Source organism: Methylophilus sp. DMC14, from assembly GCF_056314085.1.
Genome location: NZ_JBQUZA010000001.1, coordinates 82206 through 105991, shown reverse-complemented (window position 1 = coordinate 105991; position 23786 = coordinate 82206). Strand labels below are relative to the sequence as shown.

28 protein-coding genes are annotated in these 23786 nt (G+C 47.5%); 18 read left to right on the top strand and 10 right to left on the bottom strand.

The features are described 5' to 3' along the window. Positions 1–14: 14 nt before the first annotated feature. Both ACT53C_RS00535 and ACT53C_RS00530 read right to left on the bottom strand, forming a co-directional pair. Positions 15–731 carry a hypothetical protein gene (locus ACT53C_RS00535; RefSeq protein WP_476144320.1) on the bottom strand — a complete coding sequence of 239 codons (717 nt, stop codon included), beginning with the start codon at positions 729–731 and terminating at the stop codon, positions 15–17. 14 nt (positions 732–745) lie between these two features. Continuing rightward, complete coding sequence (locus tag ACT53C_RS00530; protein WP_476144318.1) at positions 746–1702, bottom strand: antitoxin Xre/MbcA/ParS toxin-binding domain-containing protein; 957 nt, start codon at positions 1700–1702, stop codon at positions 746–748. Positions 1703–2079: 377 nt separating this feature from the next. Here ACT53C_RS00530 and ACT53C_RS00525 point away from each other — a divergent pair, with 377 nt between their 5' ends. The 3 genes from ACT53C_RS00525 to ACT53C_RS00515 all read left to right on the top strand — a co-directional run bounded on the left by ACT53C_RS00525 (position 2080) and on the right by ACT53C_RS00515 (position 3456). Beyond that, positions 2080–2289: a hypothetical protein gene (locus ACT53C_RS00525; RefSeq protein WP_476144316.1), complete on the top strand. Its 210-nt coding sequence runs from the start codon at positions 2080–2082 to the stop codon at positions 2287–2289. A gap of 593 nt (positions 2290–2882) precedes the next feature. Further along, the gene (locus ACT53C_RS00520; protein WP_476144314.1) at positions 2883–3161 is read left to right on the top strand and encodes a hypothetical protein; all 279 of its coding nucleotides are present in this window, start codon (positions 2883–2885) and stop codon (positions 3159–3161) included. A gap of 82 nt (positions 3162–3243) precedes the next feature. Then, positions 3244–3456, top strand: coding sequence for a hypothetical protein (locus ACT53C_RS00515; RefSeq protein WP_476144312.1), 213 nt, complete (start codon positions 3244–3246; stop codon positions 3454–3456). 158 nt (positions 3457–3614) lie between these two features. Here the strand turns inward: ACT53C_RS00515 and ACT53C_RS00510 are convergent, their stop codons facing one another. The 3 genes from ACT53C_RS00510 to ACT53C_RS00500 form a co-directional block, all read right to left on the bottom strand. After that, positions 3615–4529 carry a reverse transcriptase family protein gene (locus ACT53C_RS00510; RefSeq protein ID WP_476144310.1) on the bottom strand — a complete coding sequence of 305 codons (915 nt, stop codon included), beginning with the start codon at positions 4527–4529 and terminating at the stop codon, positions 3615–3617. Positions 4530–4739: 210 nt separating this feature from the next. Next, positions 4740–5465: a hypothetical protein gene (locus ACT53C_RS00505; RefSeq protein ID WP_476144308.1), complete on the bottom strand. Its 726-nt coding sequence runs from the start codon at positions 5463–5465 to the stop codon at positions 4740–4742. Further along, a complete protein-coding gene (locus ACT53C_RS00500; RefSeq protein WP_476144306.1) occupies positions 5458–5952 on the bottom strand; it encodes a hypothetical protein in 495 nt (164 codons plus the stop codon). The genes ACT53C_RS00505 and ACT53C_RS00500 overlap by 8 nt, the downstream gene beginning before the upstream one ends. Before the next feature lie 890 nt (positions 5953–6842). Here ACT53C_RS00500 and ACT53C_RS00495 point away from each other — a divergent pair. From ACT53C_RS00495 to ACT53C_RS00465, 7 genes are all read left to right on the top strand, one after another. After that, positions 6843–7670, top strand: a complete 828-nt coding sequence (locus ACT53C_RS00495; RefSeq protein WP_476144304.1) for an EAL domain-containing protein — start codon at positions 6843–6845, stop codon at positions 7668–7670. 153 nt (positions 7671–7823) lie between these two features. Further along, positions 7824–8165 (top strand): PilZ domain-containing protein, encoded by a 342-nt coding sequence (locus tag ACT53C_RS00490; RefSeq protein ID WP_476144924.1) that lies wholly within the window; start codon positions 7824–7826, stop codon positions 8163–8165. A gap of 53 nt (positions 8166–8218) precedes the next feature. Beyond that, positions 8219–8446 (top strand): hypothetical protein, encoded by a 228-nt coding sequence (locus tag ACT53C_RS00485; RefSeq protein ID WP_476144302.1) that lies wholly within the window; start codon positions 8219–8221, stop codon positions 8444–8446. Positions 8447–8957: 511 nt separating this feature from the next. Next, the gene (locus ACT53C_RS00480; protein ID WP_476144300.1) at positions 8958–11312 is read left to right on the top strand and encodes a putative bifunctional diguanylate cyclase/phosphodiesterase; all 2355 of its coding nucleotides are present in this window, start codon (positions 8958–8960) and stop codon (positions 11310–11312) included. Between the two features lie 114 nt (positions 11313–11426). Continuing rightward, positions 11427–11636: a hypothetical protein gene (locus ACT53C_RS00475; protein WP_194748602.1), complete on the top strand. Its 210-nt coding sequence runs from the start codon at positions 11427–11429 to the stop codon at positions 11634–11636. Between the two features lie 15 nt (positions 11637–11651). Further along, complete coding sequence (locus tag ACT53C_RS00470) at positions 11652–11924, top strand: hypothetical protein (protein WP_275356208.1); 273 nt, start codon at positions 11652–11654, stop codon at positions 11922–11924. A gap of 60 nt (positions 11925–11984) precedes the next feature. After that, positions 11985–12212, top strand: coding sequence for a hypothetical protein (locus ACT53C_RS00465; RefSeq protein ID WP_194748600.1), 228 nt, complete (start codon positions 11985–11987; stop codon positions 12210–12212). Positions 12213–12294: 82 nt separating this feature from the next. Here the strand turns inward: ACT53C_RS00465 and ACT53C_RS00460 are convergent, their stop codons facing one another. After that, on the bottom strand, positions 12295–12669 hold the full coding sequence (locus ACT53C_RS00460; protein WP_228518828.1) for a MarR family winged helix-turn-helix transcriptional regulator: 375 nt from the start codon (positions 12667–12669) through the stop codon (positions 12295–12297). A gap of 306 nt (positions 12670–12975) precedes the next feature. On the opposite strand from ACT53C_RS00460, the gene ACT53C_RS00455 reads away from it, so the two are divergent. Beyond that, complete coding sequence (locus ACT53C_RS00455; RefSeq protein WP_476144297.1) at positions 12976–14367, top strand: exonuclease domain-containing protein; 1392 nt, start codon at positions 12976–12978, stop codon at positions 14365–14367. Between the two features lie 45 nt (positions 14368–14412). Here ACT53C_RS00455 and ccoG read toward each other — a convergent pair whose 3' ends face one another. Together ccoG and ACT53C_RS00445 are read right to left on the bottom strand one after the other, a co-directional pair. Beyond that, positions 14413–15822 carry a cytochrome c oxidase accessory protein CcoG gene (gene ccoG, locus ACT53C_RS00450; RefSeq protein ID WP_476144295.1) on the bottom strand — a complete coding sequence of 470 codons (1410 nt, stop codon included), beginning with the start codon at positions 15820–15822 and terminating at the stop codon, positions 14413–14415. Positions 15823–15934: 112 nt separating this feature from the next. Next, positions 15935–17338 (bottom strand): aminotransferase-like domain-containing protein, encoded by a 1404-nt coding sequence (locus ACT53C_RS00445; protein WP_476144293.1) that lies wholly within the window; start codon positions 17336–17338, stop codon positions 15935–15937. A gap of 112 nt (positions 17339–17450) precedes the next feature. Here ACT53C_RS00445 and ACT53C_RS00440 point away from each other — a divergent pair, with 112 nt between their 5' ends. The 7 genes from ACT53C_RS00440 (at position 17451) to ACT53C_RS00410 (ending at position 22649) form a co-directional block, all read left to right on the top strand. Then, on the top strand, positions 17451–17795 hold the full coding sequence (locus tag ACT53C_RS00440; RefSeq protein ID WP_275356203.1) for a hypothetical protein: 345 nt from the start codon (positions 17451–17453) through the stop codon (positions 17793–17795). A gap of 135 nt (positions 17796–17930) precedes the next feature. Next, on the top strand, positions 17931–18245 hold the full coding sequence (gene rplU, locus ACT53C_RS00435; protein WP_018986099.1) for a 50S ribosomal protein L21: 315 nt from the start codon (positions 17931–17933) through the stop codon (positions 18243–18245). A 47-nt stretch (positions 18246–18292) separates the two neighbouring features. Next, positions 18293–18550 carry a 50S ribosomal protein L27 gene (rpmA, locus tag ACT53C_RS00430; protein ID WP_049637894.1) on the top strand — a complete coding sequence of 86 codons (258 nt, stop codon included), beginning with the start codon at positions 18293–18295 and terminating at the stop codon, positions 18548–18550. Positions 18551–18762: 212 nt separating this feature from the next. Further along, entirely contained in the window at positions 18763–19815 is a 1053-nt protein-coding gene (gene cgtA, locus ACT53C_RS00425) for an Obg family GTPase CgtA (RefSeq protein WP_275356202.1), read from the top strand. Positions 19816–19819: 4 nt separating this feature from the next. Continuing rightward, complete coding sequence (gene proB, locus ACT53C_RS00420) at positions 19820–20941, top strand: glutamate 5-kinase (protein ID WP_338655188.1); 1122 nt, start codon at positions 19820–19822, stop codon at positions 20939–20941. Positions 20942–21009: 68 nt separating this feature from the next. Continuing rightward, entirely contained in the window at positions 21010–21504 is a 495-nt protein-coding gene (purE, locus tag ACT53C_RS00415; RefSeq protein ID WP_194748592.1) for a 5-(carboxyamino)imidazole ribonucleotide mutase, read from the top strand. After that, positions 21501–22649 carry a 5-(carboxyamino)imidazole ribonucleotide synthase gene (locus ACT53C_RS00410; protein ID WP_476144289.1) on the top strand — a complete coding sequence of 383 codons (1149 nt, stop codon included), beginning with the start codon at positions 21501–21503 and terminating at the stop codon, positions 22647–22649. Before purE ends, ACT53C_RS00410 begins: the two co-directional genes overlap by 4 nt. 64 nt (positions 22650–22713) lie before the next feature. On the opposite strand, the gene ACT53C_RS00405 is transcribed toward ACT53C_RS00410, so the two are convergent. Further along, the gene (locus tag ACT53C_RS00405; protein WP_194748590.1) at positions 22714–23178 is read right to left on the bottom strand and encodes a PH domain-containing protein; all 465 of its coding nucleotides are present in this window, start codon (positions 23176–23178) and stop codon (positions 22714–22716) included. A 151-nt stretch (positions 23179–23329) separates the two neighbouring features. Further along, the gene (gene rpsT / locus ACT53C_RS00400; RefSeq protein WP_194748589.1) at positions 23330–23701 is read right to left on the bottom strand and encodes a 30S ribosomal protein S20; all 372 of its coding nucleotides are present in this window, start codon (positions 23699–23701) and stop codon (positions 23330–23332) included. Between the last annotated feature and the right edge of the window lie 85 nt (positions 23702–23786).

Below are 23786 nucleotides of genomic sequence, written 5' to 3'. Positions count from 1 at the left end.
GAGTTGGTAAGATTTTATTCAGTCTCATTTCTTTTTTGAAAGAGCCTCTCAAGGGAGGTTAATATTTCTTCGTTGTTATGTCCTAAATTCGCGAGATGTGAAAGAACAGCATCCTTCTCAAACCAGTAAAACGCGTGATCTAAATTCTTGCGAAGGGTGTCCAGTTGATCTGACGTTAAGCGTGCAAGATAGGCTCGCATTCGACTTTCTGATTTCTCTCGCAACTCATGACAATTGCGGCAAAGACATCGAAACGCACTTAAAGGGTATTCCCATGGTTCATGACCACTTCTAAGTGGAGTGTAATAACAATGATGTGCTTCCAGTCTTTCAGAGGATCCGCAATCCTGACATTTATTATCAGCTTGTTTTTTGACAAGCTTGGCTTTTTTCTTCCATCTTGGATCTAAAAGCTTTTGGGAGTAATTTCCTTGTACTGGTGAGAAGTCATAGTCAGGTATTCGGTAAAACCCCATGTTCCAGGCGTGGCCCATTTCGTAGTAATAGCCAAACGATTCAATATAATCATCGAACTCTAGCGTATCACAGCCATGGTTTAATAAAGAATATAAACCACCTTCAAATATAAGAACCAGCTCTGAATCAGTATGATATTCTTCTCCTCGAGTATTCCATTCCTCAATGGAGTAAAATCTCGTGTCCGTGTCCATCTCATTTCTAATTAGCCACTCTTCAATAGCAGATCTAAGTTTTTGAATATGGGATGGCATATTGTGACTTGGCTTTACTCAGGGGTCTGATTTTGATTAGCTTCGATTGCTGCTTGCTGGGTATCGTAATCAATACAATACTGAAGTACCTCATTAGCACCTACTTCTGTTTCAATCATTTCTATAGGAATTCGATTTCCAAATAAAGGATTGCTTGTTTGGAGCCATTTATAAGCAGCTCCCTTACTACCTGTTACTGCTGAAGCGCGAGCTAAGATTTGTTGAAAGATTTGTTGATTTGGGTACCAGGTATCGGGTTTAGATATAGGTTTCTTTGGTCCATGAATCACTCTAGGGAGCTGAGATAGAGATAGCTCTTTATCAGTGATGTGGACTCTAGTCCAATGAGCGTATTTCTTTAAGTCAACGTTTGCTTGACGAACACTTGGTTTAGTTGGGATTACTAACCCAATGCTGACATTGGTGGTTTCTCTAATCATTTTAAGAGCTGGGGCAATATCAGTATCGTTAGTCACGATAACTACATGATCAACTTGACCTGTTATTGCATCGTGATATGCCTGCAAAGCTAAATTTACATCTGACTGTTTTTCTTCTATTTTCCATACAGTAATGGGTAAACAGTCCTTGGGATTTAAGCTAGGGTTAGAGGGATCAACCTTTTTAGCTTTTGTTTGAGTACAAGAGTAATAGCCTTCGATAATTTCTAATTTACCGTTGTGCAGAAACTTTAACGCCTTATGATATTTGTCTTGCGAAGAGCACGAGTCATCGGCGCTTGCAGCTATCTGCAGAATTTTAGCTGTGAAATATTTTGTAGATAAGGGAAGAAGTTCAAAATTAACAGTTTTACCGTCGAGTCTGAAAAGAATTGTAGGAAGAATGTGTTTCTCAAATAATTGCTGTATATCTAGCCATTTGAAATTTGTGTTTTTCAGGCAGCCATAATAGAAATTATAGCCGTCGATATATATACGCGTCCGGAGTGTAGTTTTTTCTTGTTGTTCCATTTCGCCCCCTCGAAATGAAAAAACCAGCTTTCGCTGGCTTTCTCTCCCAAACATCTAATAGTCAAGCCATTAAATAAATTGGGTTAGTTGTTAAAGCAGATTGTATGCCTTTTATTTGATCAGTGCAATTCTTTTTTCAAAAAGTCAAGAGGGTATTCCCTCTTTAGTTCTTGGTTATGGGCTCATTATACGAGAAGTTAGTTTCTAAGTCTTATGCAGGCGTTGAAGTTCTTGTCAAGATGGGAGAATTGATGATAATACTAGGGTTCTCTCTAAGGTTTTCAAATATTACTTAAAGAGGTTGCTATTAAACAAATGTAAGACAGATCTGTTTCAAAAATCATCCGCTAAACCAGAAAAATTAAAAGGGCTTGCCAATGGCTACGACAATGTATTTTGAGGAAACCATACACGATCAAGGTGGTAAAGAGTCACTAAATATTGAGTTTGGGCGTTCCTCTTTTTATCCTGAGGATAGTATTTATTTAGTAGTAGATGGAAAAACTGTAATCATGGATCGTGCGACTGCAGAGAGATTTGTTGATGCAGTAGTCACGGTTGGCCGTTACCATGGTTTTGTGGACTAGTTGTCTGGCCGTATCTAAATAACAGCAGTAAATGAAAAGTTTGGTTACAGTAAATTGAGTAGTTTGTCTTACCGTGAAATTTAGGTTCAACCCACTCCACTGGACGCTCCGCCTATTGGCGGCGCTCTGATGAGTTCAGACGTTAGGATGAGATTGAATGTTCCAATATAGAATTCACTACCTTGCAGATATGGATGATGCAAACTGGAAAAAGTGTTGTGCTAAGGAGTCGATCGAGGTTGGCGATATTCTTAGATTGTCGTGTAATTACTACTATGTAACTTGTGCAGTAATTGAACAAAAAACAGGGTATCGTCTGGATGTATCAAAGTCATGTCAAACGGCTGATGAAGCCATGCTCGTAGCAAAACAAATGGGGCACTACCCACCCAAAGGAAAATCTCATGTTGAACGTCTACATCCGAGGATCTTCGAGGATGATGCAATAATTGAGCTATGAGTTTTTCTCTTAACCTATCACTAAAGCGGAGCGCTACCAATTGCGTCCATAGGAGAATTATCTGAGCCCATCCGTAACCATCAGCATAACATTTGCCATTATCGGAATCGCGCCAGCTATTCTATTACTTGTTATGTTTAAGAGTTCAAAACCAAAGTATCACGGTCTTTGGATATTCGGTCTACTGCTTATTGCCCTTGGAGGTCTAGTCATTGGAATCGGTACGGAGATGCTTGCAAACACTGAAGTGTGGCTGACCCAGCAGAAGAAAGCGGAGTTAATTGCTGCCGGTAACGAGGCATCTCTTCATTTGAAAGTTTGGGCCTATGTATTTCCTGGAGCGACTATAGCCTTGGGTGTGAACTTGTTAACAGAGTTTCTTTTACGCAGAAATGGTGATGATCATGGCTAGCAACTCGTTAAGACTGACCACGGGATCGCTGTTTAGTTTGTTCTGGCGTTGTAATTGATATCTGTAATTTAGAAGGTTCTGTATGAAAACAGCATGCACTGAATGTGGTGTGATCGATAGGCATCAAGGGAAAACAGATTCAATTACCGGAGATTTTATTTTACGTTGTCAGTCTTGCGGCTATGAATGGGTGGCAATGACTGCCAAAGAGCAGCAAGACGAAGCGGAGAGCCGCATGGATGAAGCTTGCGAAGTGCTTAATCCGGTACTGCGCAAATTTCTGAGATCAAAATAATTATCGATACTTGCTCTATCAGTGACGATTTTTCTGTTGGGTAGATGAGGGTTGAGTTCTCAGAATGCGTCAGCTATTACATTAATCGCGAAAAGACCTAGTGATTTTTGAGTGGTGAGTATATGCATTTGAGTCTAATCAAAGAATTTATGCAAATATTAAGCAGTTTTTTCGACAAATCTGCCGTAATCTAAATGCCCTCTAATAGTAGCTAAATCATTCGAATTAATAGCCCCTTTGGAATACAAATGAGCATAAGCTCTTAATTTTTTTCTGTAACCTTTGGTAAGCCTCACCTTTTCGCCGTGAACCAATAATCCATGAACTTTTAATCTGTTCGGGAGCCTTGATAATTCAATTTTTCGATCAGATAATTTCCAAGGTGTTTGCGTAAAAAGAGATACAACCTCCTCTTCTAGTTTTTCTGGGAAATCATTTTCTCCAGAAAATACAATGTCGTCAGCATATCTTGTCATCCTTACTTCATGGTTCTTTGCGATCAACTGCAATTTTTCATCAAGCGCTCTGAAGCACAGGTTTGATAAAACAGGACTGGTAGGTGCACCTTGAGCCAAGTGGTCTCTGTAGCAACATAGTTTCGAAATTAGTTCTGCACATTCGGGAGTGTAGCCAATTCTAACTAGTGACTCTGCTACAAGTATTCTGGGCGTAGTTGAAAAGAAGTCTTTGATATCGACGGAGAAGACCCATCTCGCATTGCAATGTTGTTTAGCAGCATCGATATGTGATCGATTATTAATGAAACCGTATACATGATCTGGAAAAGAAAGTGCAATTTGCAATTGTACTGATATCCATTTTTGAATAAGTTTTAAGCCAACTCTTGGCGCGTTAATAAGTCTTTTGGAGTTGCCTTTGGGTATGAAGAAGTTCCTGTAAAACCTATCCGTTCTTTTCTCAAAAGACCAAATAATGCCTGGGTTGATCCCAAATAAAGCTGCAAGAGTTATTCTGGAAGTGATGGGGGGTAGGCCTAAGTCCACCAATCTTTGAATTTCTGCAAGCTCTTCCGCCGGTAATTCATTGGAAAGAATCTTGAAGAAATCATTCAAGTTTTTATATTGGAAGAGTGGGGACTCAAAATATAAGTGCGAGAGTCTCATTAAGCAAAGCTATCTTTTAGAAAGTTATCTTTCGTTTTGAGGCCGGTGAAAAGGCTGGGGATTCGAAGGATTCACAGCCTTTTCACCGGAATCCTTCTATCCGTAATCTTGGCAATTAGGCATGATACACACCTTCGCCGAGACTCTCGCCTTCCAATATTATCGTATGCCTTTTGCTAGGGCAAGAAGTCTTGAGATATCCGGACTGTTTCTGTTTTTTAAGGTGCCAAGTTGTCTTATCGTGGAGATGGATAAGACATATTCATTTTGTTCCAACCAAACAATCTTACCGCTTTTTCGAATGGTATCCAGTCTTCTTTTAAGCCAGTCCAATGAGGGGACGGTAAACCCCTTCAAGATTAAATAATTATTTAAAGTTTCTATGTTGACCGGCGCTAATTTCCTAATAGCACTTATACAGACCGTAATACTCGGAAAGTTCTCACCCACCGTTAGGGTGACCGAAGTTAAATCTATATTAAATTGCGATAAATATACTTTTATCTTTTTATTAATATTAGATAAAGTTCCATCAGGAAGGGCCATCTTAGGGTCAATCCAAACAACTGCTTGCATTTTTTCAACAGACATAAATGAATTTCTAAGAAACTCACCGTACTCATGTATTAAAGTTGCTCTTAGTCCAGACTCGATGTCTCTTGTTGATGGTTCAGTCAGTAAAAACTCAACCCTCACACCATGGGATTGGATCTCATTTTTTGCGATATCTAAGTGTCTATTTGATGGAATCTGATGATTCCTGTGGTCTCGAGTAATTGAGATGAAGACAAAGTACAATTCACCTGCATCTGAATCTCTAATGATTGCCCCAGCTACAGGAATCTCAAGTCTTTGAAGGGTTGTAAGAATAATTTCTTCAGACATTTATCTGTTTCCAAGCAAAGTGTATCTTGTCTATGTAACTTTTACTTTTGAATGGCCAGGCTTTAGCCTCTTCGATTGTGACTGAATTGAGTTTAAATCCGTAGGCGTCAAAAAAATCTACCGGTACCTCTGGAAAATAGTCTGCAGTGACTCTAACAGCCTTTCCTTTATTCAATAGGTCTGCTAGGTTCTTTGCTGCTGTGATTGCTTGAGAACAATGTGCTATTAAATCTACATCAGAGTTTTTTTTTGCGGTGTGCAGCCCTCTTTTTAACTCTGTTGTAATTTGACCCATCAAAATTTCAGGTATTGACGCATGTGGCAACTGCTTCCATTCTTTTCGGATTTTTAGAAGCTCGTCTTTGACAATTAAGAAGGAAGCATAATAGTATCTATTAAAGGCAAATCTCCCAAAACAATCTCTTTCATCCGATAATGAATGAGACAAGGCATGGTTTGATAAATGACTCGCAACAGACTCAATCATACAAGGTCTTGGAATTAGGTTTATTGAATTATAGTCTCATTAACACCCATTGAACCAACCTAAAGGTACAATTTCAGTACACTAATTAGTTTTTCACAGTTAATGAAATTTACGCTAAATTACTGATTTTAAATTAATCTTGGTTACGGTTGAATAATATTGGTTTTCAATAATAATCAATGATTTAATGAATTATCAGCCGACTTTTAATCCGTTTGTCGTGGGTTCGATCCCCGCACACCCTACCAAAATATAAAAGACGGCTTGCAGAAATGTAAGCCGTTTTTCTTTTCTCAATGCCGAACGGGGACTCAGAGTTTCGGCTTTCAGTTTTTCACTATTTTCCAACGGGCGCAGTTTTTCAGAATTCCGGCGTTTCAGAATTTTAGCCAGTTGCCCGCACTCCGACTTCAAAACTCACCGACCCTCGTCTACAAGTCCTGCCCATAGTCGCACGTCTTGAGCCATAGGCTGGTAAATGGGGGCTGGCGCCGATATCGACGTCCCGATGGTAATCGTTTGCCGTTATGTTGGCTTGGCATGGTAGTTGGATTTGTGCAGGCGGGAGTGACTCAAGGTTAATGCCTTGGGTCTTTTTTGTTTTGTGGTGAGGAAACGAAAAGTTGAAAAGAATCTTCAAAAAATAGTATGACTATTAGTCCATGACTGGACTAGGTTGCTACAAAACCGTGCGTAGTCAACTTGTGAGATTAATCCGACAAAAAAATCGGGTTTTTTAGTAATGATTAATAAGTCGCTTCTCTATAGGATGAATTGCGTTAGCTCTGATAGAGGTCACTAAAGGTGGCTTGCTTAAGTGAAGTGGGCAAAGGATTAGTAAAACGTATCTTAATAGTCTTCGGTATTAATTTAAAAAAGGACTACAAATCATGAAAATTGATAGTCATTTTATAAATTGTGAAAGTAAAAAAAGTAGTGGTATTTCCACTTTCAATTTGGACGAGTCCGAGTTAAGAAATGCTATTAGTAATAAACATTTCGTTTTGCATTATCAACCTCAAATTAATTTAATTTCAGGTGAAGTCGTCGGGTTTGAAGGTCTGTTACGGTGGAGACATCCAGAATATGGATTAAAGCTTCCAGAAGCCTTTATACAGGCCGCTGAAAAAACAAATACGCTTTCGCAGATTACTCATTTAGTTATTGATACGGGATTGGAGTTTATTGAACAACTAAATTCAAGCCTATCGTTTTCTTTTCATGTTCCCTGTCCTTGTATGAAGGATCATCAATTACTGGAAATGCTTAATAGTTGTTGCCATAAGTTTCATATAAATCCACATCGAATTGCCTTAGAGCTGGAAAAAGCAGCTTTGTTAGAAAATGCTTTATTACTAGAATTTTTGGCTCAGTTGAGGATGAATGGTTTTCGTATAGCGATGGAAAATGCTGGGCGTAATGATTCCAAAATTACACATCTAGATAAACTACACTTCTCAGAAGTCAAAATCGATAAATCCTTAGTCACAACTATGGAGGCTTCTTCTAAATCGAGAAAATCGATTATTTCCACTATTCAGTTAGCTGAAAGTTTGGGTGTAGTGACTATTGCAGAAGGCATAGAAAGTGATATTGCAGCGATTGGTTTGCGAGAGCTAGGTTGTAAAATTGGTCAAGGACATTATTTTGCCGATCCAATGGATGAGGTTGAGACTTTGCGTTGGTTAGAGGCGTGGAATAAAAACTTGGCGAGTTAATGTAATAAGTAAGCAGCGTCTCAAGGGGTTTTTTTGATGTAATTTCAAAGCCAAATGAATAGGATTTGATTTGAGTGGCTTCTCTTGCTCAGATCAAAAATCCTTAATAAAATATTGGTCAATTTAGTAAATGTTTTTGACGTTTTTCGCATCATGTCTATCAGTAGTTTGTACAACAATTCATCTGACGTAAACCGTCGTTTGTGGCGCAAAAGGTCTCAGTTAATTGATAGTACTGGACGCGCCTATACTGCAGTTACCCACGATATTTCCATGAGCGGCATGAGCCTGTTTGCGGATAAATATTACAAGCCAGGGCAGGTGTGTGATGTGGAAATTCCGGTGGCGGCTGAGTCTGGCTTGCGCAAATACAGGTTTAACTGCCGGGTGGTTTTTTCATCCTTGTGCGGGATGCGCGGATTCAGGACCAATTTGGAGTTTCTGGATGTGCCGTCAGAAAATAAACACTTGATTCAGTCGGTGATGTCCAGATAAGCCGTGTGGGCGGATGATCGCCATGACAGATGCAAAGACCCAGGGTGTGTGCCTTGGGTCTTTTTGTTTTTGGCTCACTCCTTTTTGCTAATCGTGCACTTTTTCCAGGTGTAGGTGCTGCAGGTCATCACGTAGAGGATGGCGGAGAAGATGTTGAGGACGGGCACCATGCTCCTGAAGGCAAGGAAGAAGGCTTTGCCCAGGGCATGTCTGGGGGTGTTGAATTCGCAGTTTCTGAATTCAATCAGCGAGCCGATGGCGGAGATAATGAGTGGTACTAAATAGAATGCCGAGAATACTTTAAAGTCCATTTTGTGCCCCCGAGTTGTTTTTATGATTATAAATATATCTGGTTTAATGCGGTTTGGGGATGATTCCCGCGCTTGAGGTCTACTGGTGACATATTTTGCATGCAGGGGATGGGCTGGTTATTTTTAAACGCTTGTATTAGCATCGTTGCTGGGCGGTTGTTGGTCTGGTGATATTTGTATTTCTAGCCATACCCCTGTCTTAAGCTTTCTGGTCTTGTTGATGACCGGCCGGTCTGTATCACTGATTTATCCGTATCAGTCAATTTGTCGGATGTTTATCTATGTAATTGGCGAATTGATTTTAATCACTTCCCTTAAATTAATGTGCGGGAGGTTAGGCTGGACATCCATGACTGCACAAAAAAACATATTCGCAGGGCAGGGCGCGCTTATCAGAATGATATGGCTGATAGGCTTGTGTGTTCTATTCTGTTGCCTATATTTGGCGACGGGCGATGATTTTTCTGCCGAGGCAGGCGCTGTGAGTTTGCTTCTGGTAATCGGCCTGGTGGTGTGGAGTGTGGGCGGCTGGTTGGCTTGGCGCCAGCAAGTACTCTTCAAGCGACGTGTAGAGGCACAGCAGGCTGAAGCCAGCGCGCAGCATCTGCAGCTGAGTCAGCTCTACATGGCTTTAAGCCAGTGTAATCAGTTAATTATTCAAAGCCAAAATCAGCAAGCTTTGTTTGACCAGGTTTGTCGCATTATTGTACATCTGGGCCACGCGAATCTGGTCTGGGTCGGTGAGCTGGATCATGATACCAAGCAGGTTCGGATGGCGAGTGCTTATGGTTCAGGGCTTGAGTATCTCGATCAGCTGACCATTACAGCAGATCCTTCACAGGTCAGTGGCAGAGGACCTTGTGGGTTGGCGATTGTGTCAGACCATCCTTACTGGGTACAGCATTTCCAAACGCATCCGGTCACCGCCCCCTGGCATGACAAAGCCAAGGAATTCAATTGGCATTCAGCCGCTTTTTTACCGTTGCATACAGAAGGCCGGGTGATAGGTTGCCTGGCATTGTATGCCCAGCAGCCGCAGGCGTTTCATGAAAATATCCAGCATTTGCTCAAGGACATGGCGGCCAATATTGATTTTGCGCTGGACCGCTTTGCAGTAGAGGCGCAGCGCACGGCTTTTAGGCGGGATTTGCAGATCAGTGAGCAGCGCGCGCAGCTTGTGCTTGAGAACGCGCTGGATGCGATTGTGAATATTGATCAGGCCGGGCGGATTGTAGAGTGGAATCGGGCGGCCAGCCAACTGTTTGGCTATGCGCGGGCTGATGTCATGGGACGCGATCTGGGCGAGGTCATTGTCCCTTCCGCTTACAGGGAGGCGCATCATCAGGGCATGCTGCGCTTGCAGCAAACCGGCCAATCTACACTACTGGGCAAGTTGATTGAGATCACGGCGATCCGGCGCGATGGTCAGGAGTTTCCGATCGAGCTGACGATTGTTGAAATCGAGCGCGACGATGATCGTTATTACAGCGCGTTTATCCGCGACATTACCACGCGAAAACAGGCTGAGGAGCGCATTCGATTTCTGGCTAATTATGACGCCTTGACCGGGCTGCCGAATCGCAACCTGCTCACCGAGCGCGTGATGGCTGAAATCGAAAAAGCCTGGGATCAGGATGGGCAGTTTGCGTTGATGTTTCTCGACCTAGACCACTTTAAGGACGTGAATGATAGTCTGGGCCATCGCTACGGCGATAATCTGCTGGTGGCACTGACCAAGCGCTTTCAGGCCATGGTGCGCCCGCAAGATACGATTTGCCGCCTGGGCGGTGACGAGTTTGTCTTTCTGCTCACTGAGGCCGATCAGGCGATGGCCAAGGACATGGTCGAGCGCCTGCTCAAGGTGGTTGAGCTGCCTGTGATTATTGACCAGTATGAGTTAACGATCACGGCCTCAATTGGCGTGGCGATTTATCCTGATGACGGGCTGGATATGGAAAGCCTGCAACGCAATGCGGATGTTGCCATGTACCGCGCCAAGCAGGAGAGTCGTAACAGTTTCCGTTTTTTTAGTAATCATATGCAATTGCAAACGGCGCGCAATTTGCAATTGGTGAATGGCCTGCGTCACGCCATTGCCCTGGGGCAATTGGCAGTGTATTACCAGCCACAAATTGCACTGGAGAATGGGCAATTGGTCGGCGTGGAGGCATTGTTGCGCTGGCAGCATCCACAGTTGGGCTTTATCTCGCCTGCAGAGTTTATTCCACTGGCGGAGTCTAACGGGCTGATTATTGCCATTGGTAGCTGGGTACTGGAACAGGCGACTCAGCAAATTCAGCGTTGGCAGCAGCTGGGATTAGACAAGATGACGGTCTCGGTCAATCTCTCCAGTATTCAGTTCCGTGATCCAAAATTACCTGCGCTGGTGAAAAGCACGCTTGAGCGCTATGACGTGGCACCAGATTGTCTGGAGCTTGAACTGACCGAAGGTGTAGCCCTCGAGAACCCCATGGGGGCGGTGACCATGATGGATGCGCTCAACGCGCTAGGCGTGCGGCTGTCGATTGACGACTTTGGGACCGGCTATTCGTCTTTAAGCTATCTCAAAAAATTCAAGGTCTACAAGCTCAAGGTCGATCAGTCCTTTGTGCGCGATATCACCACCGATGATGAAGACAAGGCCATTGTCATTGCCATCATTCAACTGGCGCGCAGCCTGGGCCTGAAAACCATTGCCGAAGGGGTGGAAACGCCTGAACAACAAGCCTTTTTGCAGGCGCAAGGCTGTGATGAAATGCAAGGCTACCTGTTAAGCAAACCCATGCAAGTCGAGGATGCCACTGCATTCTTGCTGGCCTATCCGCACCGTCACTAATCGCACGATCTCTGGCCCTTATTTACCACCGCTATCACGCATGCCGTCTTTTTGGTTGACTTTATAAATGATAATCATTATCATTTAATCTCAATCAGCTAAAGGAGGCTTGTGATGAAACGTCAAACTGTTGTGGGTAAAACCATGCTGGCCGGCAACACCGCATGCAAAGTACTTTATCACCAGTCATCAGACATGGTGGAGCTCGAAGTGGGCGGGACTACGCTCAAGTTTGAAGCAGACAGCTTTATTGTGATTAATGAAATGTTGCGCAAGGCGGCGGCACGGATTGTGATGCAGACCGAGATTGCGATGACGGTTTAGAGAGGAGAACACACCATGCAAACCATGACTATGCCTGCCATGCGTTATGACCCCAGCTTGCCCGATGCCGAGTCTGTGATGGCCTCGCTGCTATATGTGGCGACGTTATATATCAAAAAACCCACCTATGACCTGGCCAAACAGGCGTTGCGGCTAGCTGAAACATTGGCTGCGCCAGAATACGCGGATTCCGATCTGATATGTCACGTGTCGCGCCGCATGTGCGTGCACTGGACCCTGCTAGTCAATGAACATGAGCAGGCCAGCCCTGCACTGGCGACCAGCTAAGCGCACGCTTTTGGTGCTGATGGATGAATTCTGATCGACGAATGGTAGAAAGAAAACATGATGTGTAAAAGAATATTATTGTCCGGCCAAAGCGGGTTTCGCGTGCACTATTGTGAAACCCACCGTACGGTTGAACTGGAAATAGGTGCCATGAGTTTGCGGCTTGATGAAGACGCGCTGGCGGTGATGAGTGATGCGCTCTCTGAGTCACTCAGTAAACTACAGGCGTTACAAGCGTCTCAAGGATCATTTCGCGCCTTTATGCGCCAACTTAATATGCCTGACTAGGCGGCTATCCCTGGCGGCAATAAAAAAGCTGTGATGAATGTCATCACAGCTTTTTTTGTTTGGGCGAGGGCCCGGTCTGCGCTTAGCCTGGGATTTTGGCAGAAACGTTTTTAGTCAAATTGCTCAATGTTTTGTTAAGCCCATCAAAGTCATCATTAGACAGGCCGGTATCGCAGGCCACGCGCTTTTGCACGGTTGACAGTTTGCTACGCAAGGCTTGACCTTCTTCAGTCAGGCTGACAATCACTACGCGCTCATCATCTTTCTGGCGGGTACGCTTGGTCAGTTTTTTGACTTCTAGTCGTTTGACCACAGGCGTAATCGTGGCAGGCTCCAGTAATAGCTTCTCTGCAATTTCTTTAATCGAGAGCTGTTTGTATTGCCACAAGGCGACCAGAACCAAATATTGCGGATAAGTCAGATTTAACTTATCAAGGTCAGGCTTATAAGACCGCAATAAGGCATGAGTAGCGGAATACAACGAAAAACATAATTGATTTTCTAAGTATAAATTTGGCATAGTTAAAATTATATTGTCATTAATATGTATAAAGACAATTACAGCACCATTTATCGAGGGTGTCCATAGTTGTCGTGTAGGAGTATGTAACTAATGTTACATAATAATCGTTAAATCTTATCGTAGTGAGCTTACAGCAGCCTTGCAATGCGTCTCAATTGAAACCCGCTAAAACACTCTTTCTGGGCTAAAATAAAAGCCATGAAATTTCTTATGTTGCATTTGTGATCGCTTGCCTGCCTGATGTTGCCCTCTGTCACTTTTCTTGACCTCGAAACCACCGGGGCCACACCACTCAAAGACCGGATTATCGAAATTGCGCTGGTGCGTTTTGACCACGGCGTTGAAACGGCACGTTGGCAAACACTGGTCAACCCGCAACAGCCTATCCCGCCGTTTATTCAATCGCTGACAGGCATCAATGACGGCATGGTGGCCGAGGCGCCAACGTTTGCCGAGGTCGCAGATACCTTGCTCGCTTTTCTTGAGGGCACGGTGTTGGCGGCACATAATGTACGCTTTGATCATGGGTTCTTAAAGACCGAATTCAAGCGCATTGGCATCACCTTGCGGCAAAGAATATTGTGTACGGTCAAGCTGTCACGATTGCTTTATCCGCAACATTATAGTCATGGCATAGATGCGATTGTGGCACGCCACCAGATCACTGGCCTGGCCAGACACCGCGCCATGGGCGATGTGGAGGCGATACTGTTCATGCTCAACGATGCGCGTCGAGAGCTTGGCGAAGACGCTGTGGAAGCTGCCGCGCTTAAACTCATGTCAGCCCCAACCCTGCCACCGCATATTGATGCCAGCTTGGTCGGCGAGTTGCCTGAGGCGCCGGGTGTCTACCTGTTTTATGGCGAGAATGACTTGCCCCTGTATATCGGTAAAAGTGTCAATCTGCGCGCACGCGTGCTGTCGCATTTTAGCAGCGATCATGCCTCCACCAAGGAGATGCGCATGACGCAGGAGATGAAGCGTTTTGAATGGATCGCGACCGCCGGTGAGTTCAGTGCCTTGTTGCTGGAGTCGCGGCTGGTCAAGGAGCGACAGCCCATTTATAACCGTCAGCTTCGCCGCGAACGCTCTTTATGCAGCTGGCAGATTGATCCGGCCGCGCAACCTTTAGTCAGGCTGGTGCATGAGGATGAGATTGATCCTAGCCAGATGTCCCAGTTGTTTGGCACCTTTAGAAGCAAGCGCCAGGCTGTGGAAACCTTGCGCAAGATTGCTGAACTCAGTCATTTATGTGTCAAGGCCCTGGGGCTGGAACCCGGCCGCAGCGGGCCTTGTTTTGCCTTTCAGCTCAGGCGCTGCAAAGGCGTATGTTGTGGTCAGGAATCGCCAGAAATGCATGCTCTGCGCGTACAACAGGCGCTCATGGCACACAAGCTGAAAGTCTGGCCCTATCGTGGCAAGATTGGCATTGAGGAATATGACCTGGAGCATGATCTGCGTCAGATTCATGTGTTTGAGCACTGGGTCTATCTGGGCGTGGCAGAAGACGATGAAAGTTTAAATGCCTTGCGTGCGCAAACCACAGCGCTCAAGTTTGATCTGGATAGTTACAAACTGCTACTGAAAATGCTGGCGCATAAAAAGACCCGCGTACTCGATTTGGCTGACTAAAGAGGGTAGGTCAGCCATGGTACGCGGGCAAGGGGCGCTGTCCGGTCAGGGCTGGTAGAAGGTGCTTTCCGTGCTGACTTTTTCGCCGCTGGATAAGGCAGTCACTTCTATCTGGATGCGCTGGCTGCCACGTTGGTTGCCGGCAGGGGCCAGCAGGCTCAGCGGCACCAGGACTTCCTCCGTCGGTTGCGCAGTCAGTGTTTGCTCACTTTCGATCTGCAAGCCATCCAGACCAATTGCACGTAATTGATAGCTTTCGCGGTGCTCGGTGGCATTGGTCAGGTGCAGCTGGTAAGCGTTTTCGATGCCCTGGCTGGTTTCTCGGTATAGGATGTTGCGGTCACGCATGATATCGACCTTGAAATCCGGTTTGTGTAGCAAGCCGTATCCCAGCCAGGCGATCATCAAGACAAATAAACTGCTGTAAATCAGTACGCGCGGACGCAATAAATGGGAACTGAGCGCGTGCTGGTCTGTGGCGCCAGCCGCAGAAAAACGAATCAGGTCACGCGGATAGTGCATTTTGTCCATCACGTCATTGCAGGCATCAATACACAAGCCGCAACTGATACATTCATATTGCAGTCCATTGCGGATATCAATGCCTACCGGGCACACCTGTACGCAGATACTGCAATCGATGCAAGCGCCCAGTCCCTGTGACTGGTAGTCCTGACCCTTGGCGCGGTGACCGCGCGGTTCGCCACGCGCACTGTCATAGGCGACGATCAGGGTGTGGTTATCAAACATCGCACTCTGAAAGCGCGCATAGGGGCACATATGTTTGCATACCTGTTCGCGCAAGAAGCCTGCGTTGCCATAGGTCGCCAGGCTGTAAAAGCCAAGCCAGAAGCAGGACCAGCCACCCAACTGCCATTGCGTGAGGTCAGTGACAAGCTCGCGGATGGGCGTAAAGTAGCCGACAAAACTCAAGCCGGTGATGAGTGAAAAGCCGAGCCAGACCGAGTGTTTACTTAATTTGAGGCCAGTTTTGCGTAGCCCCCAGGGTTGGGCATCCAGCTTTTGCCTGGCCAGGCGGTCGCCTTCTATGCGGCGTTCCATCCATAAGAAAATTTCGGTATACACCGACTGCGGGCAAGAGAAGCCACACCAGAGCCGGCCTGCCACCGCCGTAAACAAAAATAATCCGACCGCACAAATGATCAGTAGCATGGCCAGATAAAACAGGTCCTGTGGAAAGATCACCAGGCCAAACAGATAAAAGCGATGCGTATCAATATCGAGCAAGAACGCCTGGCGGCCGCCATATTGCAGCCAGGGCAAACCGTAAAACACCAGTTGTGTGGCCCAGATCATGAACCAGCGCCAGTTTTTAAAATAGCCGCTGACACTGCGCGGGTAGACTTTGCTGGTTTTCTGATAAAGCGAAATCGTTTGTTCGTTGGCAGGGACGGCCACAATCGGGATTACGGGTTTGCTACGGGAAGCGGTCATGCAGGCACTCTATCTTGATGAAGACGTGTGCAGTGTAGAGGCTGCAGGTTATTTTAAACAGATTCAGTTTTTAAATAAAAAACCATATCAGAAGGGCTGGCTTGTTCGTTGGCTATTGCATCCACTGCCCTAGAGTCTCTATCGCCTGCCTGTGCTCTGCATTGAGTGGGTGGCCATAGTTCAGGCGCACATATCCGGCATATTGCTGTTGCGAGGAAAACAAGTGTCCAGGGGCGAGGCTGATATTGTGCTGGATGGCTTGCTGAAACAACCCGAGGCTATCCTGATGGCCGGGCAGTTGCAGCCATAAGAAATAGCCGCCTTGCGGCAGGGTGTAGCGCACCTCAGCAGGAAAGGATTGATGAATGGCTTGGGTAAACTGCAGTTGTTGCAACATAAGCTGGTGACGCAGTTGGCGCAAGTGTTTGTCGTAACCGCCTTTCGCCAGATAGCTGGCCAGGGCCAGCTGTGCCGGAATCGAGGTTGCCAGGGTTGTGGAGAGTTTGAGGCGCGTGATGGTTTCGCTGAAGCGCCCCGCGGAAACCCAGCCGACGCGGTATCCGGGCGCGAGCGATTTTGAAAATGAACTGCAATGCATGACCCAGCCGTCGTTGTCCCAAGTCTTGGCCGGTAAAGGCCGCTGTTTGCCAAAATACAATTCGCGGTAGACGTCATCCTCAATCAGCGGTAACTGGTGGCGGGTAATCAGGGCCACCAGCGCCTGTTTTTTCGGCTCCGGCATCAGGCTGCCGGTCGGGTTCTGAAAATTGGTCATGAGCCAGCACGCTTTGGGGTGATGCTGAAGGATTGCTTGCTCAAGTGCCACCAGGTCTATGCCCAGCTCAGGGTCACTAGGCACCTCGATGGCTTTCAGCCCCATGCGCTCGATGGCTTGCAACGCGGCATAAAAACTGGGCGATTCGATGATCACGCTATCGCCCGGTTGCGTGACCGCGGCCAGGCATAAGTTCAGTGCTTCCATGGCGCCATTGGTCACCACGATCTCATGCGGATCCGTCGGTTTGCCGTCCAGCTGGTAGCGTAATGCAATCTGCCGCCGCAGCTCGACATCGCCTTGGCCGATATCACTGACGGTCAGTTGTGGCTGCATGCGGCGCACTGTGCTGGCCATATGATCGGCCAGTCTGGCGAGCGGGAACAGGGACGGGCTGGGGAACGCCGAGCCAAACGGGATTTGTTGCGGGTCTTTGATACGCTCCAGCAACGTGAACACCAGGTCACTGACTTGCAGTTTGGTCGGGTGGCTGGCATTGTGAGCTGCTTGTGGCAGCAGGCGCTCGCTGCGTAACGGCCCCGCCACATAGTAACCAGAGCGCGGGCGCGTCACAATCAGGCCACGGGCCTCCAGCAGATAATATGCCTGAAACACGGTCGAAGCATTCACCTGTTTGCTGGCCTGGATGTGCCGGATAGAAGGCAGTTTGTCTCCCCGCTTGAGCAAGCCTTGCTGAATCGCACTGGCGATCTCTTCGGCAATCATTTCGTATTTTTTCAAGCCATGGTCCTGACAGGGAGGTTATCTGATATGGTCAATTTAAAGCAAACTGCCTCTGTGATGCAACCAGCGTAGGCGTTAAGCTTGGCCTTTTCAGCAGGCGGCAGGACGAATGACTGACACAGGGAAAATTAATACGGGGGTTGAGCAAATGACTCAGCACAACAAAAAGCTGTACGGCGTCACATTGAGAGATGGTCAGTCGTTACAGCTTGCCGTGCAAGATATGTTTACCGTGCAATTAATGCAACACAGCCGGGTTCTGCTCAATGTGCGATTTCAGCCTTTGAGCTCGCTGAATAATCTGGAAATACAACCGGTGTATCGGGTGGCGGACATGCAAATGGACAAGCAGATAAATCCCGTGCTGGAAGAGGAGTTGCTCATGTGCGTGTTTGCAGTCTACCGCTATTACACACGTGGCAGTATTCGTCCCTGGCGATCTAGGGTAAACTAGTCCCCTTTGGTGCCAGCGCTGGCTGCCATCCACCGTTCCTGCACGCGATTGAAATGATGCATAAATATATTTGCATTCCCGAATAAATTGCGTATAATTGCGGGTTCTTTAAAAGGCGATGTTTAAGGCATTATTATGTACGCAGTGATTAAAACAGGTGGCAAACAGTACAAAGTAGCCGCTGGTGACAAAGTAAAAGTTGAGAAATTGACTGGCGACGTTGGCTCCACAGTAGTGATCGACAAAGTGTTGTTGATTGCAGACGGCGAGACAACTACGATTGGTGCACCGTTGGTAGCTGGTGCAAAAGTGAATGCCACAGTGGTTTCACATGGCCGTGGTGACAAAGTGATGATCTTCAAAATGCGTCGTCGTAAGCACTACCGCAAGACGCAAGGTCATCGTCAGAGCTACACAGAAATTCAAATCGACACTATTTCAGCAAAATAAGCACGTTCTGCTTGAGTAGAGCAGATTGCTAGAATAAGGAATCAAACATGGCACACAAAAAAGCAGGCGGTAGTTCACGTAACGGTCGCGACTCACAAGCCAAACGCCTGGGCGTTAAAGCCTTCGGTGAAACAGTTGTCAACGCTGGTAGCATCATCGTGCGTCAGCGCGGGACTAAAATGCACGCTGGTGAAAACGTTGGCATGGGCAAAGATCACACCCTGTATGCACTGGTAGAAGGCAAAGTTAAATTTGCTGTAAAAGGCGCGTTGAAGCGTCATACCGTGAGCATTGAAGCGGTCTAATCGCACTTTTATGAAAAAAGCCCTGTCGCTTGACGGGGCTTTTTACTTTATAGTTATCAGATTGTAGCCTTGTATGGTTGTGCGCTGGATTGTCCGCGCGCAGTGAGAAATTTTAAGATGCAGTGCAAGGCGCACGGTAGGCCCAAGCTTGCAATACACACAGGTTTTGAGCACCGAGTTACGCAGTAATGCGCTTAAAGGCAAATTGAATCATGAAGTTTATTGACGAAGCGACCATCAAAGTCTACGCCGGTGACGGCGGCAACGGTGTTGCCACGTTCCGCCGTGAGAAATACGAGCCTATGGGCGGTCCGAATGGCGGTGACGGTGGCCGTGGTGGTTCCATCTTTGTCATTGCAGACCGCAATATCAATACCCTGGTCGATTACCGTTATACGCGGACGTTCAAGGCCGAGCGTGGCGAAAACGGCAGCGGTTCCGATTGCTATGGCAAGGGGGGCGACGACATGATACTGCGTGTGCCTGTCGGTACGACCATCAGCGATAAGGCCACCGGCCAGATGATGGTGGACTTGAATACTGATGGCCAGAAAGTGCTGATTGCCAAAGGCGGCAATGGCGGTCTGGGGAATATCCATTTTAAAACCAGTACCAACCGTTCTCCACGTCAATGTACCAAGGGTGAGCCTGGTGAAGCTTTTGAGTTATATTTCGAGCTGAAAGTATTGGCCGATGTGGGCTTGCTGGGGATGCCTAATGCCGGTAAGTCGACGTTTATTCGCTCGGTGTCTGCCGCCAAGCCCAAGGTCGCCGATTATCCTTTTACCACATTGCACCCTAACCTCGGCGTGGTGCGGGTCGATAGCAATCGCAGCTTTGTGATTGCCGATGTACCTGGCCTGATTGAGGGCGCGGCGGAGGGGGCAGGACTGGGACATCAGTTCCTGCGTCATTTGCAACGCACCTCCTTGCTGTTGCACTTGGTTGACATTGCGCCGTTTGATGAGAGCGTCGATCCGGTGCAGGAAGCCAAGGCCATCGTCAACGAGCTGAAAAAATACGATCAGGAACTTTACGACAAACCTCGCTGGCTGGTGCTGAATAAAATCGATATGCTGGAAGACAGTGCGCAAAAAGTGGCTGACTTTATTAAAGCCTATGGCTGGGATGGTCCGGTATTTCCTATCTCCGCCATTAGCGGTGTTGGTTGCCAGGCCTTGACCTACGCCATCATGGATCATATAGACCAGACGCGTGCGCAACGTGACCTTGAAGAGACTCCCGTCCAACCGATCACAGAATAGTTTTATGAGCGTTTCACTCATACAAGACAGTAAAACCCTGATCGTCAAGGTGGGTTCCAGCCTGGTGACTAACAATGGTCAGGGCCTGGATAAGACGGCGATTGCCGCTTGGGCACAGCAAATCAGTGCCTTGGTCAAGCAGGGCAAACAAGTTGTGCTGGTCTCCAGTGGTGCGGTTGCCGAAGGCATGCAGCGACTGGGCTGGAAAAAACGCCCGGTAGAGGTCAATGAGCTGCAGGCCGCTGCGGCCGTTGGTCAAATGGGCCTGGTGCAGATGTATGAACAATGCTTTGCGCAACACGGGTTGCACACGGCGCAATTGCTGCTCACCCACGAAGATCTGGCCGACCGCAAGCGCTACCTCAATGCGCGCTCCACCTTGCGCACACTGCTAGACCTCAATGTCATCCCGATTATCAATGAAAACGATACGGTGGTGACTGAAGAAATCCGTTTCGGCGATAACGACACCCTGGGTGCGCTGGTGGCGAATCTGATTGAAGCAGATGCGCTGATCATCCTGACTGATCAAAAAGGCCTGTATTCCGCCGATCCGCGTAAAGACCCGAATGCCGTGTTTATCAATTTTGAAACTGCAGGCAATCCTGCGCTCGAAAGCATGGCAGGCGGCGCAGGCAGCTCAGTGGGTACTGGCGGCATGTTAACCAAGATATTGGCCGCCAAGCGCGCCGCCAACAGTGGCGCACATACCGTGATTGCATCAGGGCGCGAGCCGGAAGTGCTGGTACGTTTGAGTCAGGGCGAGGCGATTGGGACGCACCTGCAAGCCGTGAGAATGAAAACGCTGGCTAAAAAGCAATGGCTGGCGGATCATCTGCGCGTGGGTGGTAAATTGGTGCTGGATGACGGCGCGGTGAATGTCCTGACCAAAGAGGGTAAAAGCTTGCTGCCGATTGGCGTGGTGGATGTGCTGGGCCAGTTTGAGCGCGGCGATGTGGTGGCTTGCGTCGATGCCACGGGTAAGGAATGGGCACGCGGCATTGTCAATTACAATGCCAATGAAGTACGACGGATTAAACGTAAGCCCAGTAGCGAAATAGAAAGCGTGCTGGGGTATGTGGAAGAAAAAGAATTGATACACCGGGACAATCTGGTGTTGTTATAAGCAAACGTAGCTGGCTGCAGAAGCCAGCTACGCATGACAAGTGAACACATTGATTAAAAGGTAACGGGATGAGTAAACCTTTGGTAGCCATTATTATGGGGTCGGACAGTGACTGGCCGGTGATGAAAAATGCCGCACAAATGCTGGCAGATTTTGGTGTCGCTTATGAAGCGCGTGTGGTCTCTGCCCATCGTACGCCAGACCTGATGTTCGAGTTTGCTGAGTCTGCCTCAGGCAATGGCTTTCAGGTGATTATTGCCGGGGCGGGGGGCGCCGCACATTTGCCTGGCATGGTTGCAGCAAAAACCACCTTGCCAGTGTTGGGTGTGCCTGTGCCTTCCAAGCACCTGCAAGGGCAAGACTCCCTGTTGTCCATCGTGCAAATGCCCAAAGGCATCCCGGTAGCGACATTTGCCATTGGCGATGCCGGTGCGGCCAATGCCGGTTTGTTTGCGGTGGCGATGCTTGCCAATCAAGATCCGGCGTTAGCAGAAAAATTAACTACCTTCCGCAAAAAACAAGCTGAAAAAGTGCATGCAATGGAGTTGAGCGAAAAACCATGACATCATCCGTGATTCAACCTCCTGCCATGTTGGGTATGTTAGGCGGCGGCCAGCTGGGTCGCTTTTTTGTGATCGCAGCGCACGAGATGGGCTATAAAGTCACCGTGCTGGACCCGGACCAGAACAGTCCGGCAGGCATGATTGCCGATGTGCATTTATGTGCAGCCTATGACGATGCGGCCGCGCTTAAAACCATGGCGGAAACCTGCCAGGCCATCTCTACCGAATTTGAAAATGTGCCGGCCGAGACGCTGGCTACCTTGGCTAAGTCTACCGTCGTGCATCCGAGCGCGGATGCGGTGGCGATTGCCCAGCATCGTGTGAAAGAAAAAACCTTCTTTAAAGAAGCTGGCTTGCCGGTGGGTCCGTTTGTGCCGGTGATGGCGGAGAGCGACTTGCCCGCCGATGGTGAGATGTATCCTGCCGTGCTCAAAGTGGCGCGCTTCGGTTACGATGGCAAAGGTCAGGCGCGTGTTGCCAACCGTGAGCAAGCGGTCGCTGCCTTTCAGGGCTTTAAGCAAGAAGTCTGCGTGCTGGAGAAAATGCTGCCTTTGGACCTGGAAGTGTCTGTGGTGCTGGCGCGCGATGCGCACGGCCATATTGCCGCTTTCCCCACGGCAGAAAACAGCCATTTGAATGGCATTCTGGATGTCAGTATTGCGCCCGCGCGTTGTTCTGAAGTGATCAAAGCCAATGCGCAAGAGCTCGCCAAAAAACTGGCGACCAAACTCAACTATGTCGGCGTGATGGGCGTTGAGTTTTTTGTGGTGGGCAACCAGTTGCTGGTGAATGAGATTGCGCCACGCCCTCATAACTCCGGCCATTACACTATCGATGCCTGTGTCACCAATCAGTTTGAACAGCAAGTGCGCGTGATCACCGGCCAAGCCTTGGGCAGTCCGCGCTTGCATAGCGATGCGGTCATGGTGAATATCCTGGGCGATAGCTGGCTGTACAGTGGTAAACAGGTAGAGCCCGCTTGGGATAAAGCCTTTGCCCACGGCAACCTCAAAATGCATTTGTATGGCAAGCATGAGCCGCGCAAAGGCCGCAAAATGGGCCATTTCACGGTGATTGGCGATGATGCGCAGGCTGTGTTGAATGCCGCTAAAGTGGCGCGTAGCGAGTTACATATTGGTGAATAAGTGTTTGCCAACGCCATCAAAAAGCCCGGTTATCCGGGCTTTTTTTCGCTCTGAAGCAGGCAGGCTAGGAGAGGTTTGCCTGTACCTGTTTTCTAAATTCAAGCGGTGCAGCAATTTGGTCAAACGTTTCTTTGGTGCCGCCTGTGCCTGTGACGGTAATCGTCCCAAAGCCGAATACTCTGCCGAGGATGCTTTGATTGACGCCTATGCCTTCCACCTTATGGAGCAATACTTCCAGCGAGTGGCGTCTGATAAAGCCAATCTTGATCAGCACGCGTTTGTTGGTAATGGCAAATTCAGAGGTCTTGTAGCGGATATAGCTGCTGATGCCACTGATCAAGGCCAGCAACAAGCCGAGCAGGCTGATCGCCCATAATAGCTGGTTGGATTGTGCCAAGCGCAGATTAAATGCGCACGCCAACACGCTCAACAATAAGTAGATGAAGGTATTCAGGAAAATAATCCAGTGCATCTGCGCGCGGTAAATCACCACTTCATTCTCAAGCAAGTTTTTATCAATAAAACTCAAGGGGCTCTCCTGGGCAAAGATTGCATTTTCAGCTGTGATCATAACAGCAACAGCGGTTTCGATAATGCGCTAGATCATCGTAATCAATAGATCAAGGCAATAAAAAAGCCGGACATCAGTCCGGCTTTTCTAGTATGCACCCCTACTGAAATTATTCAGCGGCTTTTTTCGCGCGAGGCTTGGCAGCTTTTTTAGCTGGTGCAGCTTCGGCTTTAGGGGCTGCTGCTTTTTTCACAGAAACCAAAGTTGCAGGTGCGTCACCGGACAATGCTTTGATTGCTGCAGTCAAACGGCTCTTGTGACGAGCAGCTTTGTTTTTGTGAATGATTTTTTTGTCAGCGATACGGTCGATCACGCTGACATTTTCTTGGTAAGAAGCCACAGCAGCAGCTTTGTCACCAGATTGAATCGCTTTGATTACTTTTTTGATCGCAGTACGCAAAGTTGAACGTAACGCAGCGTTGTGCGCGTTAACTTTGACGGATTGGCGCGCGCGTTTGCGAGCTTGTGCGGTATTTGCCATATTCGTTTTATCCTGTAACTTTCAAAAGGGGTGTGATACGAAACCGTGCATCATACTGTTTTCGCTTTGTTTTTGCAAGATAAAA

Bases quoted from the DNA above. Each gene is read 5' to 3' on its own strand.
- ACT53C_RS00515 (WP_476144312.1), top strand. From the start codon at position 3,244: ATGAAAACAGCATGCACTGAATGTGGTGTGATCGATAGGCATCAAGGG.
- rplU (WP_018986099.1), top strand. From the start codon at position 17,931: ATGTACGCAGTGATTAAAACAGGTGGCAAACAGTACAAAGTAGCCGCT.
- ACT53C_RS00535 (WP_476144320.1), bottom strand. From the start codon at position 731: ATGCCATCCCATATTCAAAAACTTAGATCTGCTATTGAAGAGTGGCTA.
- ACT53C_RS00440 (WP_275356203.1), top strand. From the start codon at position 17,451: ATGACTGACACAGGGAAAATTAATACGGGGGTTGAGCAAATGACTCAG.
- ACT53C_RS00410 (WP_476144289.1), top strand. From the start codon at position 21,501: ATGACATCATCCGTGATTCAACCTCCTGCCATGTTGGGTATGTTAGGC.
- ACT53C_RS00500 (WP_476144306.1), bottom strand. From the start codon at position 5,952: ATGATTGAGTCTGTTGCGAGTCATTTATCAAACCATGCCTTGTCTCAT.
- proB (WP_338655188.1), top strand. From the start codon at position 19,820: ATGAGCGTTTCACTCATACAAGACAGTAAAACCCTGATCGTCAAGGTG.
- ACT53C_RS00495 (WP_476144304.1), top strand. From the start codon at position 6,843: ATGAAAATTGATAGTCATTTTATAAATTGTGAAAGTAAAAAAAGTAGT.
- purE (WP_194748592.1), top strand. From the start codon at position 21,010: ATGAGTAAACCTTTGGTAGCCATTATTATGGGGTCGGACAGTGACTGG.
- ACT53C_RS00525 (WP_476144316.1), top strand. From the start codon at position 2,080: ATGGCTACGACAATGTATTTTGAGGAAACCATACACGATCAAGGTGGT.
- ccoG (WP_476144295.1), bottom strand. From the start codon at position 15,822: ATGACCGCTTCCCGTAGCAAACCCGTAATCCCGATTGTGGCCGTCCCT.
- cgtA (WP_275356202.1), top strand. From the start codon at position 18,763: ATGAAGTTTATTGACGAAGCGACCATCAAAGTCTACGCCGGTGACGGC.
- ACT53C_RS00520 (WP_476144314.1), top strand. From the start codon at position 2,883: ATGTTTAAGAGTTCAAAACCAAAGTATCACGGTCTTTGGATATTCGGT.
- ACT53C_RS00470 (WP_275356208.1), top strand. From the start codon at position 11,652: ATGCAAACCATGACTATGCCTGCCATGCGTTATGACCCCAGCTTGCCC.
- ACT53C_RS00455 (WP_476144297.1), top strand. From the start codon at position 12,976: ATGTTGCCCTCTGTCACTTTTCTTGACCTCGAAACCACCGGGGCCACA.
- ACT53C_RS00490 (WP_476144924.1), top strand. From the start codon at position 7,824: ATGTCTATCAGTAGTTTGTACAACAATTCATCTGACGTAAACCGTCGT.
- ACT53C_RS00475 (WP_194748602.1), top strand. From the start codon at position 11,427: ATGAAACGTCAAACTGTTGTGGGTAAAACCATGCTGGCCGGCAACACC.
- ACT53C_RS00530 (WP_476144318.1), bottom strand. From the start codon at position 1,702: ATGGAACAACAAGAAAAAACTACACTCCGGACGCGTATATATATCGAC.
- rpsT (WP_194748589.1), bottom strand. From the start codon at position 23,701: ATGGCAAATACCGCACAAGCTCGCAAACGCGCGCGCCAATCCGTCAAA.
- ACT53C_RS00505 (WP_476144308.1), bottom strand. From the start codon at position 5,465: ATGTCTGAAGAAATTATTCTTACAACCCTTCAAAGACTTGAGATTCCT.
- rpmA (WP_049637894.1), top strand. From the start codon at position 18,293: ATGGCACACAAAAAAGCAGGCGGTAGTTCACGTAACGGTCGCGACTCA.
- ACT53C_RS00465 (WP_194748600.1), top strand. From the start codon at position 11,985: ATGTGTAAAAGAATATTATTGTCCGGCCAAAGCGGGTTTCGCGTGCAC.